Origin of the sequence: Dyella thiooxydans (assembly GCF_001641285.1) — a bacterium.
Taxonomy (GTDB): domain Bacteria; phylum Pseudomonadota; class Gammaproteobacteria; order Xanthomonadales; family Rhodanobacteraceae; genus Dyella_A; species Dyella_A thiooxydans.
Genome location: NZ_CP014841.1, coordinates 402,738 through 417,366, shown reverse-complemented (window position 1 = coordinate 417,366; position 14,629 = coordinate 402,738). Strand labels below are relative to the sequence as shown.

Annotated in this window: 13 protein-coding genes; 5 read left to right on the top strand and 8 right to left on the bottom strand. The window is 61.4% G+C overall.

The window, feature by feature from the left end; translation table 11 throughout:
- Window positions 1-31: 31 nt before the first annotated feature.
- Window positions 32-604, bottom strand: coding sequence for a hypothetical protein (locus ATSB10_RS01850; protein ID WP_063670169.1), 573 nt, complete (start codon window positions 602-604; stop codon window positions 32-34).
- A 401-nt stretch (window positions 605-1,005) separates the two neighbouring features.
- Here ATSB10_RS01850 and ATSB10_RS01845 point away from each other — a divergent pair, with 401 nt between their 5' ends.
- From ATSB10_RS01845 to ATSB10_RS01825, 4 genes are all read left to right on the top strand, one after another.
- Window positions 1,006-1,326 (top strand): DUF6289 family protein, encoded by a 321-nt coding sequence (locus ATSB10_RS01845; RefSeq protein WP_063670168.1) that lies wholly within the window; start codon window positions 1,006-1,008, stop codon window positions 1,324-1,326.
- Between the two features lie 255 nt (window positions 1,327-1,581).
- A complete protein-coding gene (locus ATSB10_RS01840; protein ID WP_063670167.1) occupies window positions 1,582-1,815 on the top strand; it encodes a Tsi2 family anti-toxin in 234 nt (77 codons plus the stop codon).
- 314 nt (window positions 1,816-2,129) lie between these two features.
- Entirely contained in the window at window positions 2,130-2,555 is a 426-nt protein-coding gene (locus ATSB10_RS01835) for a glutaredoxin family protein (RefSeq protein ID WP_063670166.1), read from the top strand.
- Window positions 2,556-3,278: 723 nt separating this feature from the next.
- Complete coding sequence (locus ATSB10_RS01825) at window positions 3,279-4,178, top strand: TraB/GumN family protein (RefSeq protein WP_063670164.1); 900 nt, start codon at window positions 3,279-3,281, stop codon at window positions 4,176-4,178.
- 146 nt (window positions 4,179-4,324) lie between these two features.
- On the opposite strand, the gene ATSB10_RS01820 is transcribed toward ATSB10_RS01825, so the two are convergent.
- Window positions 4,325-5,368: an alpha/beta hydrolase gene (locus tag ATSB10_RS01820; RefSeq protein WP_169816694.1), complete on the bottom strand. Its 1,044-nt coding sequence runs from the start codon at window positions 5,366-5,368 to the stop codon at window positions 4,325-4,327.
- A gap of 434 nt (window positions 5,369-5,802) precedes the next feature.
- Here ATSB10_RS01820 and ATSB10_RS01815 point away from each other — a divergent pair, with 434 nt between their 5' ends.
- Entirely contained in the window at window positions 5,803-6,462 is a 660-nt protein-coding gene (locus tag ATSB10_RS01815; protein WP_063670162.1) for a hypothetical protein, read from the top strand.
- A 550-nt stretch (window positions 6,463-7,012) separates the two neighbouring features.
- Here the strand turns inward: ATSB10_RS01815 and ATSB10_RS19170 are convergent.
- From ATSB10_RS19170 to ATSB10_RS18840, 6 genes are all read right to left on the bottom strand, one after another.
- Window positions 7,013-7,492 (bottom strand): hypothetical protein, encoded by a 480-nt coding sequence (locus ATSB10_RS19170; RefSeq protein ID WP_157468993.1) that lies wholly within the window; start codon window positions 7,490-7,492, stop codon window positions 7,013-7,015.
- Window positions 7,493-7,677: 185 nt separating this feature from the next.
- Window positions 7,678-8,274, bottom strand: a complete 597-nt coding sequence (locus ATSB10_RS19165; RefSeq protein WP_157468991.1) for a hypothetical protein — start codon at window positions 8,272-8,274, stop codon at window positions 7,678-7,680.
- Window positions 8,275-8,332: 58 nt separating this feature from the next.
- Window positions 8,333-9,559, bottom strand: a complete 1,227-nt coding sequence (locus ATSB10_RS01810; RefSeq protein ID WP_063670161.1) for a hypothetical protein — start codon at window positions 9,557-9,559, stop codon at window positions 8,333-8,335.
- A gap of 69 nt (window positions 9,560-9,628) precedes the next feature.
- Entirely contained in the window at window positions 9,629-11,299 is a 1,671-nt protein-coding gene (gene hutU, locus ATSB10_RS01805) for a urocanate hydratase (RefSeq protein ID WP_063670160.1), read from the bottom strand.
- 114 nt (window positions 11,300-11,413) lie between these two features.
- Window positions 11,414-12,994 (bottom strand): DUF4034 domain-containing protein, encoded by a 1,581-nt coding sequence (locus ATSB10_RS01800; protein WP_083966039.1) that lies wholly within the window; start codon window positions 12,992-12,994, stop codon window positions 11,414-11,416.
- A 90-nt stretch (window positions 12,995-13,084) separates the two neighbouring features.
- The gene (locus ATSB10_RS18840; RefSeq protein ID WP_083966038.1) at window positions 13,085-14,515 is read right to left on the bottom strand and encodes a S41 family peptidase; all 1,431 of its coding nucleotides are present in this window, start codon (window positions 14,513-14,515) and stop codon (window positions 13,085-13,087) included.
- Window positions 14,516-14,629 lie beyond the last annotated feature (114 nt).

The following is a 14,629-nucleotide window of genomic DNA, read 5'->3' as shown; positions in this document are numbered from 1 at the left end:
TCAAAGGGTCGGCTCTGCCGCCCCGTCTTGACTAGTCACTTGTGTCACAGCGCTTGAAGTCCAAGCCGCTGATCTTGTTTGCAACGATGATCTCCGCCATGGCGTTCTTCGCCGCATCATTGACGAAGATCCGCCCATGTATGGCCGGCTCGATGAAGATGCAGGGTACGGATGGGACCTGCGACCCGAGGAATACGGGTACCTCGGCATACGGCCCATCGAACTCCGAGTGCTTGCGATCGATACACGACAGCACATTCGTGACGTTGTAGTAGTACTCGGTCTTGCCGTCCACGTTGATCTCCAGAAGCTGGCCGAACCGGGCCAGGAGATCGCCAAGGGCGGTGTGCACCTTTTCGTTGACCACCAGCCCCGTAGCCGTAAACGGGCTGACGTCGGCGCGAGGCGGGAGCTTCCTGCGTCCCTCCTTGGGCAGTACCGCAAGCTCGGGCCGGGCGTTCCAGTGAAGAGGTGCCCCGGGCACCCTGTTTTCGAACTGCGCCCAGAACGACTCGGACAGATCAGGATCGAACTGCATCTCGGACGAAGCGCCGACCAGGGCGACGGTATTCGTGAGGAAATGGGTAATTTCCCAGACGCTCATCGTTGGTGCTCCCGAAAATATGGAAAAGTGCCGTTCAATATCTTCTTATTGATCGACCTCAGCGCTCCGCAGCCGACTGCCATAACCGTCGCACCGGTCCTTGCATAGATATCAAGCCACCGAAAGGCGGCCATGTGGTAAGCGTCGGCATGAATCAGCCGATGCTTCAGCGCGTCACGAAGAGAGGGCTCCACTGAACGCCTGAACACGGAAGATGTACCCATTGTTCTCGTCGTTGGTGGCAATGCGCTACCTGAAAGCGGCGTTCGGAAAAGCAAAACAGGAGTCAGAGTCACCTTTTCTGAGCACACACCTCGGAAAAGTGCACCTTGCCCCCTGCTTTCCTTGACACCTCCCGTGAAGTGTGACGCAATGATTTTGCGATCGGATGGATCGCATTTATGGATGAAATCAGCATGATGCTCAACAAAACTCTCATTCTCGGACTCATCGCACTCTCCGCGCTTACCGGTAGTGCGATTGCTATAAGCGCCCCGTCTTACGACATCGATACCGTGTATTTTTCGGACGCGGCCAAGACCAACATGGTTGGAGAGTCCGAGCTGTACTGTACCGGCAAGCATGATCACTGGGGCCGAACCACACAGTATTACACTGTCGAAAAGTTCGCCTGTGGTGGTGCTGGCCCCTGCTCGCCCATTGGTTGCATGAGTGCTTCGATCAAGAGTTCAGGTGCGCTGAAGCAATCGCACCTCGAATAATCCGCCCTCGCGACCTACAAAGAGAGCCGCCTTGGGGCGGCTCTCTTTCTTTTGTAAAAAGGGCCCGTGGTCAATTAATGGCCCCTCCCAACCGGTCAAGGTGTGCCCGCCGATAGATCGTGCCGGTCCGTTGCAGCTCCCCAACAGCTGATCCCGTACCAAAGCGGGGGGGTAGAGTGAACTTTTTATGGCACCGCAGCCTTGAAAAGTCGACTCTGCCTTGAATTTTGCTATTACCTGGACGAATGAATACCCATGGCTCAAGTCGATGGTCAGACGCTGCTGATGGCGATGCAGGCTGTGCAGATGCAGATCCGCTTGCTGAGCGAGGAGGTGGATCAAACCAGCGAAGATGACGATCTCACCGAACAGGAAGACCTCCTTGCCGGGTACATGCGGGCTGCCGATGCCTTGCGTGTTGCCTACGAAACCGAAGAGTTGGTTGGCAGCAACCTACCGCCCTATGAGCTGCTTATCTCGGGAAGCTAAGGAAAGCCGGCGTCGGAAAAACCCGGGGCAGAGGGCACCTTTGTGCAGAGTGTGCGCCGACCACCTCTGGCTTCGCGCGGGCACGCCGCTCGATCCGGCGCGCGCCTCCGGTCGATCATGCTGATGGCCACAGGCCGGAACCCCGGTGTTGGACACGGCCCCGCCCCCGCAAGGTCGCGGCCACAAACCCCCGTGTCGCAGCACGACGTCCCCATCGTTGACAGTCCGACGTGCGGGGCATACAACTCATGGTCTGGCGCTTGCACAGCAGGTGCCTGCATTTCGAAAATTCTGGCGAATACAGGACGTATCCCATGAAAATCGTGAAGCCGATAGCCCTGCTCCTCGTTCTTGCAGCCTGCTTCCTCGGAGGGCTTTACGGCGGCCCCATCGTCAGGGCCGAGTACGCAAGAATCTTCCCCCCCCCGGCATTCGTGACCGGCGATTACGGCGCCATCTATGCCACTGCCGGCAAGAGCGTGGTCTTGTACAGCACCTCGACGTGCCCCTACTGCAAAAAGGTCCGCGCCCTTTTTGCAAAAAATCATGTCGACTACACCGATTACGTCATCGACAAATCCAGATCAGCCATCGCCAGCTTCAAGGACCTCAAGGGTGGCCCCGTTCCGATGATTTTCATTGGCGACAGAAAAATCATCGGATTCAACGAAAAGGTCATCATGGAATCCGTCCGCAAGCAGCAAAAACAAGAAGCCGCTCGAAATACGGGCCGGATCTGACGAGCGCAGGATCGCGCGTCGACCCGGGCCATCGAACGGTTGAAAAGAGTACGGCACTGGCCAAGTCGTGCGACTGCTCATGGCCAATCATCAAAAGGAGTTTGAAGAATGACGAACAAAAAGGTCTCATACGCGGCACTCGCGCTTTTCGCCATGGGGTTGGGCTTCGGAGCCTCCTCTGCCGTCATGGCCAGTCCCGGCTCCAGTTGCCTGCAGAGCTGTCGGTCCGACCACACCGAATGCGTCCAGAACTGCGGGGCCAATCCCACGTCCGCCTGCAAGGCGACCTGCGACTCGATCTACAACAACTGCAGGTCAAGCTGCGGTTGAGCGTGAAGGCCGGGGCAACCCGGCCTTCCTCCTGCCCCTGGCGTTCGCCCCTTGAGCGGGGCAGGCTGAGCTGCCCCCGATCTCCCGGGCATCCACGAGGCGGCGACAATCCCCGCACGGAGGCATTCCAAAACAAGGTTCAGAGTCGACTTTTCGAGCCAGCGGGGTCGCAGAAAGTGCACTCTGCCCCCAGTTTTCTTGCACCTCGCAGGCCGTCGCGGCTAACACGCGGCGAGCGAATCTGTTCATTGCCTGGCGCCCGTGCAGCGCGAGCCTGATTGCGACCTTGCCGGAAGCACCGCTCCTGCAGGGGGAAACTTCCAGCACTGTCGAGGCACGCGGGGGAGCCCTAGGGTGGTGTTGGCAGTACCTGCCTGCCGGAATGGAGCCCCAATGGATATCGTCAACGCTGACCGTCGCAGATTCGTCTGCGTCCTTGCAGGTGCGATTGCAGCCGGTGTCGCAGGTGTACCGTCGTTTGCCGAGCAGACTCAGCCGATCGGGCGGCGCTGGCCACTCTGGTCAATCCGGCGCGACGCCAGAACCATTTACCTCACAGCCGAGACACCGCCAAAGCGGGACGACTGGCGCGACACACGCATCGAGCATTTGCTGATGCGGTGCTCGTCCCTCTGGACCGAGACGAACAATGTGTACAAGGAGCCCCAGGGGACGCTCATTCAGCGCTATGGCATCGACCCCGCGCGCCCCCTCGATACCTGGCTGGACGCACAGGACAAAGCACGCTTGGTCAAGGCCGCGAGCGACTGCAAGGTGAAGCTCGACGAGCTCGCTCCGTACAAGCCATGGATCGTCGGCGCGTCTCTCCAGGACAGCTTCTACAGGGTCTCGGGCTGGACCGGAAAATCCGCCCGCGAGGTGCTGGCCGCAAGTGCCGTTCAGGCGGGCAAGCCATGGCATTGCGAATTCGAGGACAAGGACGACGTGATGGCCTGGTTCGGCGGAATGACGCCGCTGCAGGACACCCAGTTCCTGCGTTACGTGCTCGACGAGGTACTTGCTGGGCCATCGGCCGACACGCGCATATTCAAGGCCTGGGGCGCAGGCCAGCGCGGGCCTGCAGAAGAGGAAGTGAAGCGGTACGGTCTCGCATATCCGGAATTGGCCCGACGCCTCACTTTCGCGCGCAACCAGGCCTGGTTGTCCCGCTTCGAAACGATGCTCGACAGCCCGGGCACTCCGCTGGTTGTGGTCGGCCTCTACCATATGGTCGGGCCGTTCGGCATCCTCGCCCTCGCGCGGCAAAAAGGCTGGACGGTGGCGGTTGCTTAGGGCCTGACCGTTCCGCTCGAAAGCGCTTGCATACATCCACTTGGTTCGTGCAAATCGCCAACTGCCGATGGGACCGGGCACCGGCTTGGGTCTTCACGCTCCTGCCAAGACCTGACGCCTTCTCGCCCTGTTTTCAGGTGTGATCTTCACTTCCCGTCCGTGCCGACCGGCGCGTGGCGGGCAAAGAACGCCGCTATCGCGTTGTCTGCCTGCACCGACCAGATCGCGGCGACGTGGCCCTTGCCGGCGACGGGCACGAAGGTCTTGTCGGCCGAAGCAGCCGCGGCGAAATCAGCGCGCCCCTCCGCGATGGGAATGACCTCGTCCGCCGTGCCATGCACCACCAGCAGCGGTCCATGGAAGCGCTGCAACTCATGGGCGTTGCGGGTGCCGTCCTTCACGCTGGCCGCAACCTTCACAGGCCGGTGCAGCGCGCGGGCGACGTCGGTGGCCAGGGCATCGACCGAGGCTAACGGATCGAGCAACACCAGACCCGCCACCGCGGGCCGGCTGGCCGCCACGTGGCTGGCGAATACCGAACCCAGCGACCAGCCCACCACATACACCGGCCGCCCCGCTGCTTTCTTCGTCGCCAGGTCGTAGATGGCCAGCGCATCCGCGCGCGCCTTCGCCAGCGAAATGGCGCCGCCGCTGAAACCGGTGCCGCGGTAGTCGAAGGTGAGCAGATTCAAGTTGAGCTGGGCGTAAAGAAACCCGTCGCGGGCCTGCGTCCAGGCGTCACCGATGGTCTCGTTGTTGCCGTGGAAGGTGACCACGAAGGGGGCGCCGGCCACCGGCGAGGGATAGAACCACCCGCGCAGGGCCACGCCGTCGGATGCGGTCAGTAACACCGCCTGGCGCGAATCGTCCTTCGCCGCATCGGCCCACACGCCGGGTGGCAGCCGCTTGGCGGGATGGAACAGGCGGGCGTCGTCAAAGTGCAGGACACCGGAGGGCGCCGACGGCACATCCGCCGCCCGGACCACCCCCTGACCAAGCATCAGCCCGCCGAGAACGCTCGCTATCCACACGGCCATCCGCCAGCTCAACCCGGCGCGTTGCCCTTTCCTACGAAGCGCAAGAACCGTCGTCATAGACCCTCCCCCCCATACCCAGCTTTGCGTCGCTGCCTGGAAACGCTCGTCGCTCGCTAGAAAGACGAACCCGCCACCGGTTTCGGTCAGTCGCACGAGCTCAGTGAACCTGACCCCGTTCGTGATCCACTCATTACACCCAACCCGCTCTACCTCGTGATGGGAAGCCATCCAAGCGATCGCGCCCTTGGCAATTACCGCCTTCCGCGCATGGTGGCAACCACGCTCGGACGCCCTGCCCGCGGACGGCCCCGCCAAGCCCGCCCACGCGGGTCGGTTTAATTAGCCACGTCCCCTTTATTCTGGTGGAAACCACCCTCGGCCGCCCTGCCGCCTGCCGGCCCCGCGGGCGGCCCCGGCAAGCCCGCCTTCTCGGGCCGGTTTAATTGGCCACGTCCCCTTTTGTTCTAATTGGCCACATCCTCTTTTGTTCTTCCTGCCCTTTTTTGCTTTATTCGCGTCGCGATTTGCTTATGATCGCATGGCCGACCGAGGGGGTCGGCCGCAAATCCAATCAGGGGGAAATACGGATGTTCAAGAAGATTGTTGGTGCCGTCGCAGTGACGGCGCTCGTGTCCGGCTGCGTCTCCGTCCAAAACAAGCCGCTGGCGGCGGATGCGTCCAAGGCGCTTGCCCACAAGTCGCTGGCCTACACCGAATATGCCCGGGCCGACTTCGCCGCGATGACGGCGGGCAAGGCGATGTTCGGCGGACTGGGTGGTGCAGCAATGGTGCATGCAGGCAATGAGATCGTCACCGAAAACAATATCGGCGATCCCGCATTGGATATCAGCGCCGCGCTCGCTTCGCGGCTCGAAAAGAGCCAGAGCATGACCCTCGCAAGCGCGCCGGTGCAAGTACCCAAAGACGACGTGGGTACGCTGGTCGCCCATGCAAACGGCGCGGACTTCCTGCTGGATGTGAAGACGCTCAACTGGATGTTCGCGTACTACCCGAGCAGCTGGAGCCACTACCACGTGATGTATGCCGCTCGCATGCGGCTGATCGACGTGCACACCCATGCCGTAGTCGCGGAGACGATGTGCAAGGCCAGCCAGCCTGCCAAAGAAGCAGAAGCCCCCACTCACGACGAGCTGATTTCAGACCACGCAGCAAAACTGAAGAGCCTCGTTAATCAGGAGGTGCAAGACTGCGTCAACCTGCTTTCCAGCCAGATACTTCACGTCTGATCGCAAGAGCGTAATGGGACGGGGCTTGCTCCGTCCCTGCGATGATGAAGGAAGTCAGGTTCACTCTCGCCCGGAAAGTCGAACCTGACTTCTACTTCGATGCCATGGTCGAGGCCAAGACCCGGCGCTTCGCGGGTATCCGTCCGGCACATCGGCCACCGCACACCCGGTAAGCGGAGTCCAAGCCAGACCACCCGCTTCAATCATGCGGCGTAAGTGAACCTGGCCCCGTTAGCTGTTTTCATGGGTGTTCCAAAATTGTCCCTGACACCTTTTCCTGCCGGCCCCGCGGACGGCCCCGCCAAGCCCGCCCACGCGGGTCGGTTTAATTAGCCACGTCCCCTTTTATCGGCGAGCGGCGCCGGCAATCCAACCTTCGCGAGTCGATTTAATTAGCCACGTCCCCTTTATTCTACGCAAAGCACCAGCAAAAGCGATCGGATCATCAACGCACTCTCTCCCTTTGACCACGCCCCAATGCTTGACGGTGGCCAGTTTAATTAGCCACGCCCCCTTTATTCGCCATTACTCTTAATTCGGCATTCCAGGCTCAGGCCTTACAAACATACATGGTATTCAATACGTAATTGGCATTGGAAATATCTACCGACGATATTTCCTTGTAACCGGCAGCTACATCATCCCGCCTGCCACTTTTCAACTTCACCACGCTCGCAACAAATGCGTGAACACTCATTGGCGTTATAAGCCGAATCTTGTGATCAAGAAAAGCCTGTATCACATAAGCCACATTTTGATGAAAATAGACACAGAATCCATGATTATATTCAGAGGGATCGCCCATTAAAGTAAAGTTGAGAAATAATCCAGACGGATAAATATATTGCGAAGATGGCCATTCCTGCGGTTCCTTATTTATTCTCTCCAAAACGGCACCCGCAAAGTTTACGCATGACAATTTCGGCGACGTCAACTGAGTACTTATAATTGAGTTTAAGGATGGAATTTCCATCTTGAACTCCCTCAGCGCACCATGAATAGCTTCAAGCACCTGATCGACAGTAGGCATACAACCCCCTCATCCATTTGCATTGATTCGCAAGACAGAGACGTAGTTATACACTGAAACGTGGGCTGATTCAGTTACCGAGGGAACTCAAGTGAACCTGACCCCGCTTCCCGGCGAGACGACTTAATTAGCCACGCCCCCTTTTATTGCCTTTATTCGCTTTTCTGTAAATTATCCACGCCCCTTTAATTGGGTCGTCCCCTAAAAACACGCCACAAGTCAATTGGCGACCTCGCACGCAATACTTTTAGGGCAGTTCTAAGCCCTCCTCTAATAAAGAAAAGCCAAAGCAAGTAATCGCAGTATCTGACACATCCGCTCACGCTTCCTGAAAGAGCCAAGAAACTATCAGAACGGTCTGAGAAGGGCGAATCTTCGGAGCCAGATCGAACCTTTACGTCTCCGCGGACATCTTGCACCGCCACCTCAAGATTGGATAACGCTTGTTTCAACCACATTCCGTTAATTGCCACTCCTGGATCGTTCTTTCTCGACCAGTCAAGATACCAGTCCATCTCCTTTGCGATCACTTGAGGCACCACGCTTCCAAAAACAATCAGCACTTTGAGCTCCTCAAAGTTGCCGAAGCTACAAGCCATGTGCCTGACGTTGAGCACCAGTTCGCAGCCAAAGTCGTAAACTGCAAAACGCTCTCGCCGGCGATCAATACCCTTCCCTATTGACTGAATGGCCGCACCTAAAAGAAGACCAATGACAGTCCCGACCACTCCAAACAACGCGCTTATGATTGTTGCCTGTTCCGAGTTTAACGCTGAAAACACGACCAATCCTTTTCAATTACCCTACATTCCTCGCGACACCTGTTTTCTGCAAGGCAGCCTACTGAATCGTCATTCGGAGAGATGGGTAAAATATGGTTATCGGATTATCCACCGACTCCGGATCTTCAAGCGCCCGCCGAACCTGGCTACTTATCTCCGCCCTGTGCGTCTCCATCTTCGGCACCAGCGTGTAGATGTCCGTTGTATCAATACGGATAGTCCGCATTTGATTCACATCAAATGGCAAACGCTCAAAGGTTCGAGCAATTTGAACGACTGGCAAGCGCGCCGCATGTCTTATCGCTAATTCATAGAAAACATTTGGATTGTGAAATGACAGATCTGCAATTACGAGTCGCGACTGAAGGATATAATCAATAATCTGCCGAGTGATCGTCCCAGGCTTATCTATCGCATCCGCCCTTATCAATTTCAAGCCAAATGGCTCAAGGGCGGGCTCAACAATTGCGCTCACGAATAGATCCGAGTGTTTCCGCTGCTCGCTTCCCTCCTCGCCGATGGCTGTTATGTAGAAGCAGGTGGTCTCGAACTCTGCACGAGCTGCGGTAACAAGTGACCCGCCCTGATGGACCTTAGGCTCATCTACTGGCCTATTAAAGTCCTGTCCAATCGCGGACCTCCGAACACCGGAAAGGGAGTCCAAGTAGTGCTCAACGCTCACTATTCGCTCGGCACCGGAAAGCGTTTGAAGGAGCCCAACAAACCTGAGATTAAGTACAAACGTGTCAACGGCCTCCTCTGCCAACTCCTCCGGGATACCTGCATCCTTCGCAGCATCAATGAGAGAGGCCCTCGGCGGGAGCTTGTTTCCGAGAAATTTCTTATATATCGCATTGAAAGCTTCGACACCTTCGATGGCCAACGAAATGCGCGCCCGACCTCTCTCCCTATCGGAGACATCTTCATCGACCGACTTAAGTCCATCCTGCGTCAATTTAAGAAACTCAGCCTTGTAACTTCCCTCGGTTAATCCATACTTGTTAGCATTTGTGATTAACTGCCTACTAGCACCACTCTCCGGCGACTTCTTCAGGTGATCAAATAATGTCACCCGGCGAACTTGTTGACCGCTACCGAATTCCATAATAGAAGTCGCAAATTCAAGTGCCTCCTCGAAGGCACAAGCGGGAAACGGGCGCTGTAGCCTCGTTCGCCTTTTCTCGACTTCTGCTTCGACGCGCTGATCATGATTGGCCGCATCGGCCTCAGAAGAACCGCCTCCTGCGGCGGCTTCGCCGGCTTTTCCCTCAGTCCTTTTAGACATACCCCCTCCATTAATTTGACTGAATGACCTATACCACCACGGAACAATTCCTCGTCGACCATAAGCCGATCAAACCATCGGCAACTTCAACCCCTGCTCTTTGGCGCATTCGACCGCAACCTCATACCCCGCATCCGCATGCCGCATCACCCCGGTACCCGGATCATTCCAAAGCACCCGCCCAATCCGCTTGTCCGCCTCAACCGAGCCATCGCAAACAATCACCACCCCCGAGTGCTGCGAATACCCCATCCCCACCCCACCCCCATGATGCAGCGACACCCAGGTCGCCCCACCGGCCACATTCAACATCGCATTGAGCAACGGCCAATCCGACACCGCATCCGAGCCATCCTTCATCGCCTCGGTCTCGCGGTTTGGTGACGCCACCGACCCCGAATCCAGGTGGTCGCGCCCGATCACCACCGGCGCCTTCAGCTCGCCGTTGCGAACCATCTCGTTGAAGGCCAGCCCCAGCTTGTGGCGCAGCCCGAGGCCGACCCAGCAGATGCGCGCCGGCAGGCCCTGGAAGCGGATGCGCTCCCTGGCCATGTCCAGCCAGTTGTGCAGGTGGGCGTCGTCGGGGATCAGCTCCTTCACTTTCTGGTCGGTCTTGTAGATGTCTTCCGGGTCGCCGCTGAGCGCGACCCAGCGGAACGGGCCGACGCCGCGGCAGAACAGCGGGCGCACGAAGGCGGGCACGAAGCCGGGGAAGGCGAAGGCGTTTTCGCAGCCTTCGTCCTTGGCCATCTGGCGGATGTTGTTGCCGTAGTCGAAGGTGGGGATGCCCTGGGCGTGGAAGGCGAGCATCGCCTCCACGTGCACCTTCATCGACTGCTTGGCGGCCTTGGCGGTGCCGGCCGGATCGCTCTTGCGGCGCTCGAACCACTGCTCCACCGTCCAGCCCTGCGGCAGGTAGCCGTTGACCGGGTCGTGCGCGCTGGTCTGGTCGGTGACCGCATCGGGCTTCACGCCGCGCTTGACCAGTTCCGGCAGCACGTCGGCGGCGTTGCCGAGCAGCGCGATGGACTTGGCTTCGCCGGCGGCGGTGTACCTGGCGATGCGCGCCAGCGCGTCGTCGAGGTCGGTGGCCTGCTCGTCCACGTAGCGGGTCTTCAGGCGGAAGTCGATGCTCTTCTGCTGGCACTCGATGTTGAGGCTGCAGGCGCCGGCCAGGGTGGCGGCCAGCGGCTGCGCGCCGCCCATGCCGCCCAGGCCGGCGGTGAGGATCCACTTGCCCTTGAGGTTGCCGGCGTAGTGCTGGCGACCCATCTCGACGAAGGTTTCGTAGGTGCCCTGCACGATGCCCTGCGAGCCGATGTAGATCCACGAGCCGGCCGTCATCTGGCCATACATCATCAGGCCCTTCTTATCGAGCTCGTTGAAGTGCTCCCAGGTGGCCCAGTGCGGCACCAGGTTGGAGTTGGCGATGAGTACACGCGGCGCGTCCTTGTGGGTGGGAAACACGCCGACCGGCTTGCCGGACTGCACCAGCAGGGTCTCGTCGTCGTTCAAGTCGCGCAGCGAACGCAGGATAGCGTCGAAGCACTCCCAGTTGCGCGCGGCGCGACCGATGCCGCCGTACACCACCAGCTCGGCCGGGTTCTCGGCCACCTCGGGGTCGAGGTTGTTCTGCAGCATGCGGAACGGCGCCTCGGTGAGCCAGCTCTTGCAGCTCAGCTCGGTGCCGCGCGGCGCGCGGATGGTGCGGGTGGTGTCGATGCGGGTGGGGGCGTTCATGGCGATCTCGCAAAACCAGCGGAAAAAGCGATTGTGGCGAGCGGGGGGCGTGGCGGAAAGCGGCAGCGCGGCAACCCGCGCAACGGCGGGCATCGGCGCGGGACGCCATGCCGGTCAGCGCGCGCCATGCGCGAGCGCATCGCGAATGCGGCGGAGTTCGCCCTGCTGGTCGGGACGGTTGCCGAAACGTTGGGCAAAGGCCTGCTCCGTGTCGGCGAGGCCGGCACGCGGCTGGCCCATCTGCACGTCCGCGCGCAGGCACCAGCCATCCGGCATGTCGGGCTTCTCCTGGATCAACTGATCGGCGATGGCCCAGGCCTGGCCCCATTTCTTCTGCCTGGCGTAGATCTCTCCCAGCGTGGCCTGGGACCATATGTCGGTGCGGTCGAGCTGCACGGCCTGCTGCAGCTCGCCGACCGCCCGGTCGTCCTGCTTCAGCTTGATGTCGGCGAAGCCCATACCGCGGTAGATATCTCCCCGGCCCGGCAACTCGGGCAACAGGGCTTCGAATTGCTGATGTGCCCACGCGGGATGCCCCAGCTTGGCCAGCTGATAGGCGCGGTCCAGGTGATCCAGTGGCGCGTCGGCGAACCGGATCGCCTCGGAGGTGTACACCACGGCCAGGTCCTGACGTCCGGCGCGCCCCATGGTGTGGCCCGCGGACTCGAGCATCGGGACGTTCGATGCATGCGTGAGAGCGGACTCGATCCGCGCCAGCGACGTCGAGTGGTCGCACCCGCAGTTGTAGAAGTTGAAGGTGCGCGAATCGGCGTCGTTGGCCGCCAGGTAGAGCAAGGGATACCGGGCAGCCTGCGCGCGCGCCTGCCGGGCCAGCGCGTTCAGTTCATCAATGGAGCCACCCCACTTCGGTTCGGCGAGGATGATCGCGCTGAAGTAGAGGTAATAGTCCCCGGGCGATTGCTGCAGGCCCGCGGCCTCGGCCGCCAGGGCTTTGTCGCGACCGAACGCCATGCGGGCGATGTCCATCATGGCGCCGTAGGCGGGCGTGAGGCGCGGATCCAGCGCGATGGCGTGACGCAGGTCGACCTGGGCCTTTTCAGCCAGGTGGGTCATCGCGACCAGGGCCGCCCCGGGCGTGTTCTGGATGAAGTCGCCGCCGCGCGCATCGGCAGCCATGGACGCGTAGGCATCACCACTGGCCGCATAGGCAAAGGCGCTGCCCGGATCGGCCTGCTTCCAGGCATCGAGCGTGGCGCGGGCGTCGGCGGACGGATTCTCGAACGCGTTCTGGAAGATGCGATCGAGCCGGCCCCGGGCATCCGGCTGGGTGATCTGTGCCTGCAGGGCCTGGTCCAGGCGTTGGTCGAGCTGCTTTGCATGACCGCTGCGGATCAGCTGGCGGACATCATCGAAGCTGAGCGTCGGCTGGGCGTAGAACCGGCAGTACGCCGCGACAACTTCGGGTCGCCACCGGCTGTTGGGCGGGTCGGGATAGGACAGGCAGCGCTGCAGCGGGTCCGTGATGGTTTCGGCCTGCCGCACCCGGCCCAGAAAGCCTTCCAGTTGCTCGCGAGTGGGGGGCGGAACGTATCCGGCCGAGGCGACCGGTGGCGGCACCGTAATGACCGGGGGATGCATGACGACCTGCAGCGCCCCGCTGAACCGAAGCACCGCGACCAGTACGACCACGAGCGCGCAAAACACCGCGTAAGGCACCCATCCCTTGCCTGACATGTCCCTGTCCCCCGGCTAATCGCTGCGGCGAACATAGCACCGCCTCCCCGCAAGGACATGCGCCACCATATGCAGTGGTACAAGGCGTCGTCAGCGGTGTCGCGAGGGCATCACCAGCGGCATGGTGGGCGAGCGGCATATGCCCGTGAGCCAGTGCCGGGCCGCGTCGAGGGTCGGATCGTTCCCGTTCGCGGCATGGCCCGATACCGGCTGATCGGGAAAGATAGCCCCGCCATAGGCGTGGCCGGTGCGGTCCACGTCCACCGATGTGGTGACAAACAGCTCGCTGCCATCCGGCAAGTGGTAGCCGGTGTTGCCGGTGGTCAGGCCGGCGGTGGGCTGGCCGAACGAGCGCGTGTCCGGCCGGCCGCGGAACGCCACCGCCACCACCTCGCCGGAGCTGGCGGTATGCGGGCCGAGCAGCACGGCGACGCGGGCGTGCTCCAGCGCCGGGCCGTCAGGCAGATCCGCGCTGAACGGCTGGTGGGCGTAGACCGGATACACCTGCCCCCCAGCGCGACGGAAGCCGCCGACCACGCCGTCGCCCAGCAAGGGGCGCAGGCCGGCCAGCATCGGTCGCATATTGCCCCCGGGGTCCTGGCGCAGATCCACCACCCAGCCGCAGCGCGCCTGCGGCTGCACGCGGGTGATGCCGTCGATCACCCGGCGCGCGAACGCCTGCTGCGCTGCCGGCTGCACGCCGCTGAAGCCCGGCATGGCGATGTAACCGAGGTCTCCAGACATCGCCTCCACCTTCGGTGGAAACGTGGGAAAGCCACCGTGATCGAAGCGCTGCGTGACCGTTGGCGGCAGCATCAGACTGTGGTGATCGCCCAGCGCACCCAGCAGCGCGTGGATGGCCGGATACGCCGCAGCCGGCGGGCCCTTGGCCGGCACCATGGCGTGCAGTTTCGGCACCAGGGTCGACCAGTCCACCTGTGCGGCGCGCAGGGCGTGCTCGCGCACGATGGCAATGGCCGCGTCGAGCAGGCGCTGCGGGGTGAGCGGTGCCACGGGCGAGGGGTGTCCGATGAGGCGCAGGTCGGTGGTGCTGACCTCGCCTGCGCCGATCAACCCGGTGCCGAGGAAGATCTTCTCGCCGTCTGCCGGCACGTCCACCCGCACTTCGCGATGCGCCGCCGCGGTAGTGCCGAACACCGGGTGCAACTGCGAGTTGGCGAAGGCCTCCGACGGTCGCACACCGTCCACGCGCAGCCAGATCATCGCGCCCTGGGTCGCGTCGCGGGTCGACAGGTCGGCGGTGAGCGTGATGCGCTGGCCGCGATAGGGAACCGCGTCGAGCACGAGGCCCGACGCACCGAACTGGCCGGGCAGCGGATCGACGCCACGCAGGGTGACGCGCGCGCCCTGCGCATCGCGCGGGTCGCCGATGCCCTGCACCGTGTAGTGCGCGCGATCCGAGCCGGTGACGATCCAGGTCGGGGAGGACTGCGCGCGACCGGCGCCTGCCCCGACCAACAGCACTGCGAGCAACCCTGCCCTGAGCATCCAGCGAGCCATGGCGTTCCCTCGACATCGGCGAAGCGTCGAAAGTACGACGGCGCGGCGGCCGACGCCAGACGCACTGGAATGCCCCGCGTCGATTCGCAAATCGTTGCGGCGCGCCGGGGGACG

What these genes read in the sequence shown, in the direction of transcription:
- ATSB10_RS01835 (WP_063670166.1), top strand. Translation starts at nt 2,130, where the DNA reads ATGAAAATCGTGAAGCCGATAGCCCTGCTCCTCGTTCTTGCAGCCTGC.
- ATSB10_RS01850 (WP_063670169.1), bottom strand. Translation starts at nt 604, where the DNA reads ATGAGCGTCTGGGAAATTACCCATTTCCTCACGAATACCGTCGCCCTG.
- ATSB10_RS01840 (WP_063670167.1), top strand. Translation starts at nt 1,582, where the DNA reads ATGGCTCAAGTCGATGGTCAGACGCTGCTGATGGCGATGCAGGCTGTG.
- ATSB10_RS01815 (WP_063670162.1), top strand. Translation starts at nt 5,803, where the DNA reads ATGTTCAAGAAGATTGTTGGTGCCGTCGCAGTGACGGCGCTCGTGTCC.
- ATSB10_RS18840 (WP_083966038.1), bottom strand. Translation starts at nt 14,515, where the DNA reads ATGGCTCGCTGGATGCTCAGGGCAGGGTTGCTCGCAGTGCTGTTGGTC.
- hutU (WP_063670160.1), bottom strand. Translation starts at nt 11,299, where the DNA reads ATGAACGCCCCCACCCGCATCGACACCACCCGCACCATCCGCGCGCCG.
- ATSB10_RS01810 (WP_063670161.1), bottom strand. Translation starts at nt 9,559, where the DNA reads ATGTCTAAAAGGACTGAGGGAAAAGCCGGCGAAGCCGCCGCAGGAGGC.
- ATSB10_RS01845 (WP_063670168.1), top strand. Translation starts at nt 1,006, where the DNA reads ATGGATGAAATCAGCATGATGCTCAACAAAACTCTCATTCTCGGACTC.
- ATSB10_RS01800 (WP_083966039.1), bottom strand. Translation starts at nt 12,994, where the DNA reads ATGTCAGGCAAGGGATGGGTGCCTTACGCGGTGTTTTGCGCGCTCGTG.
- ATSB10_RS19170 (WP_157468993.1), bottom strand. Translation starts at nt 7,492, where the DNA reads ATGCCTACTGTCGATCAGGTGCTTGAAGCTATTCATGGTGCGCTGAGG.
- ATSB10_RS01825 (WP_063670164.1), top strand. Translation starts at nt 3,279, where the DNA reads ATGGATATCGTCAACGCTGACCGTCGCAGATTCGTCTGCGTCCTTGCA.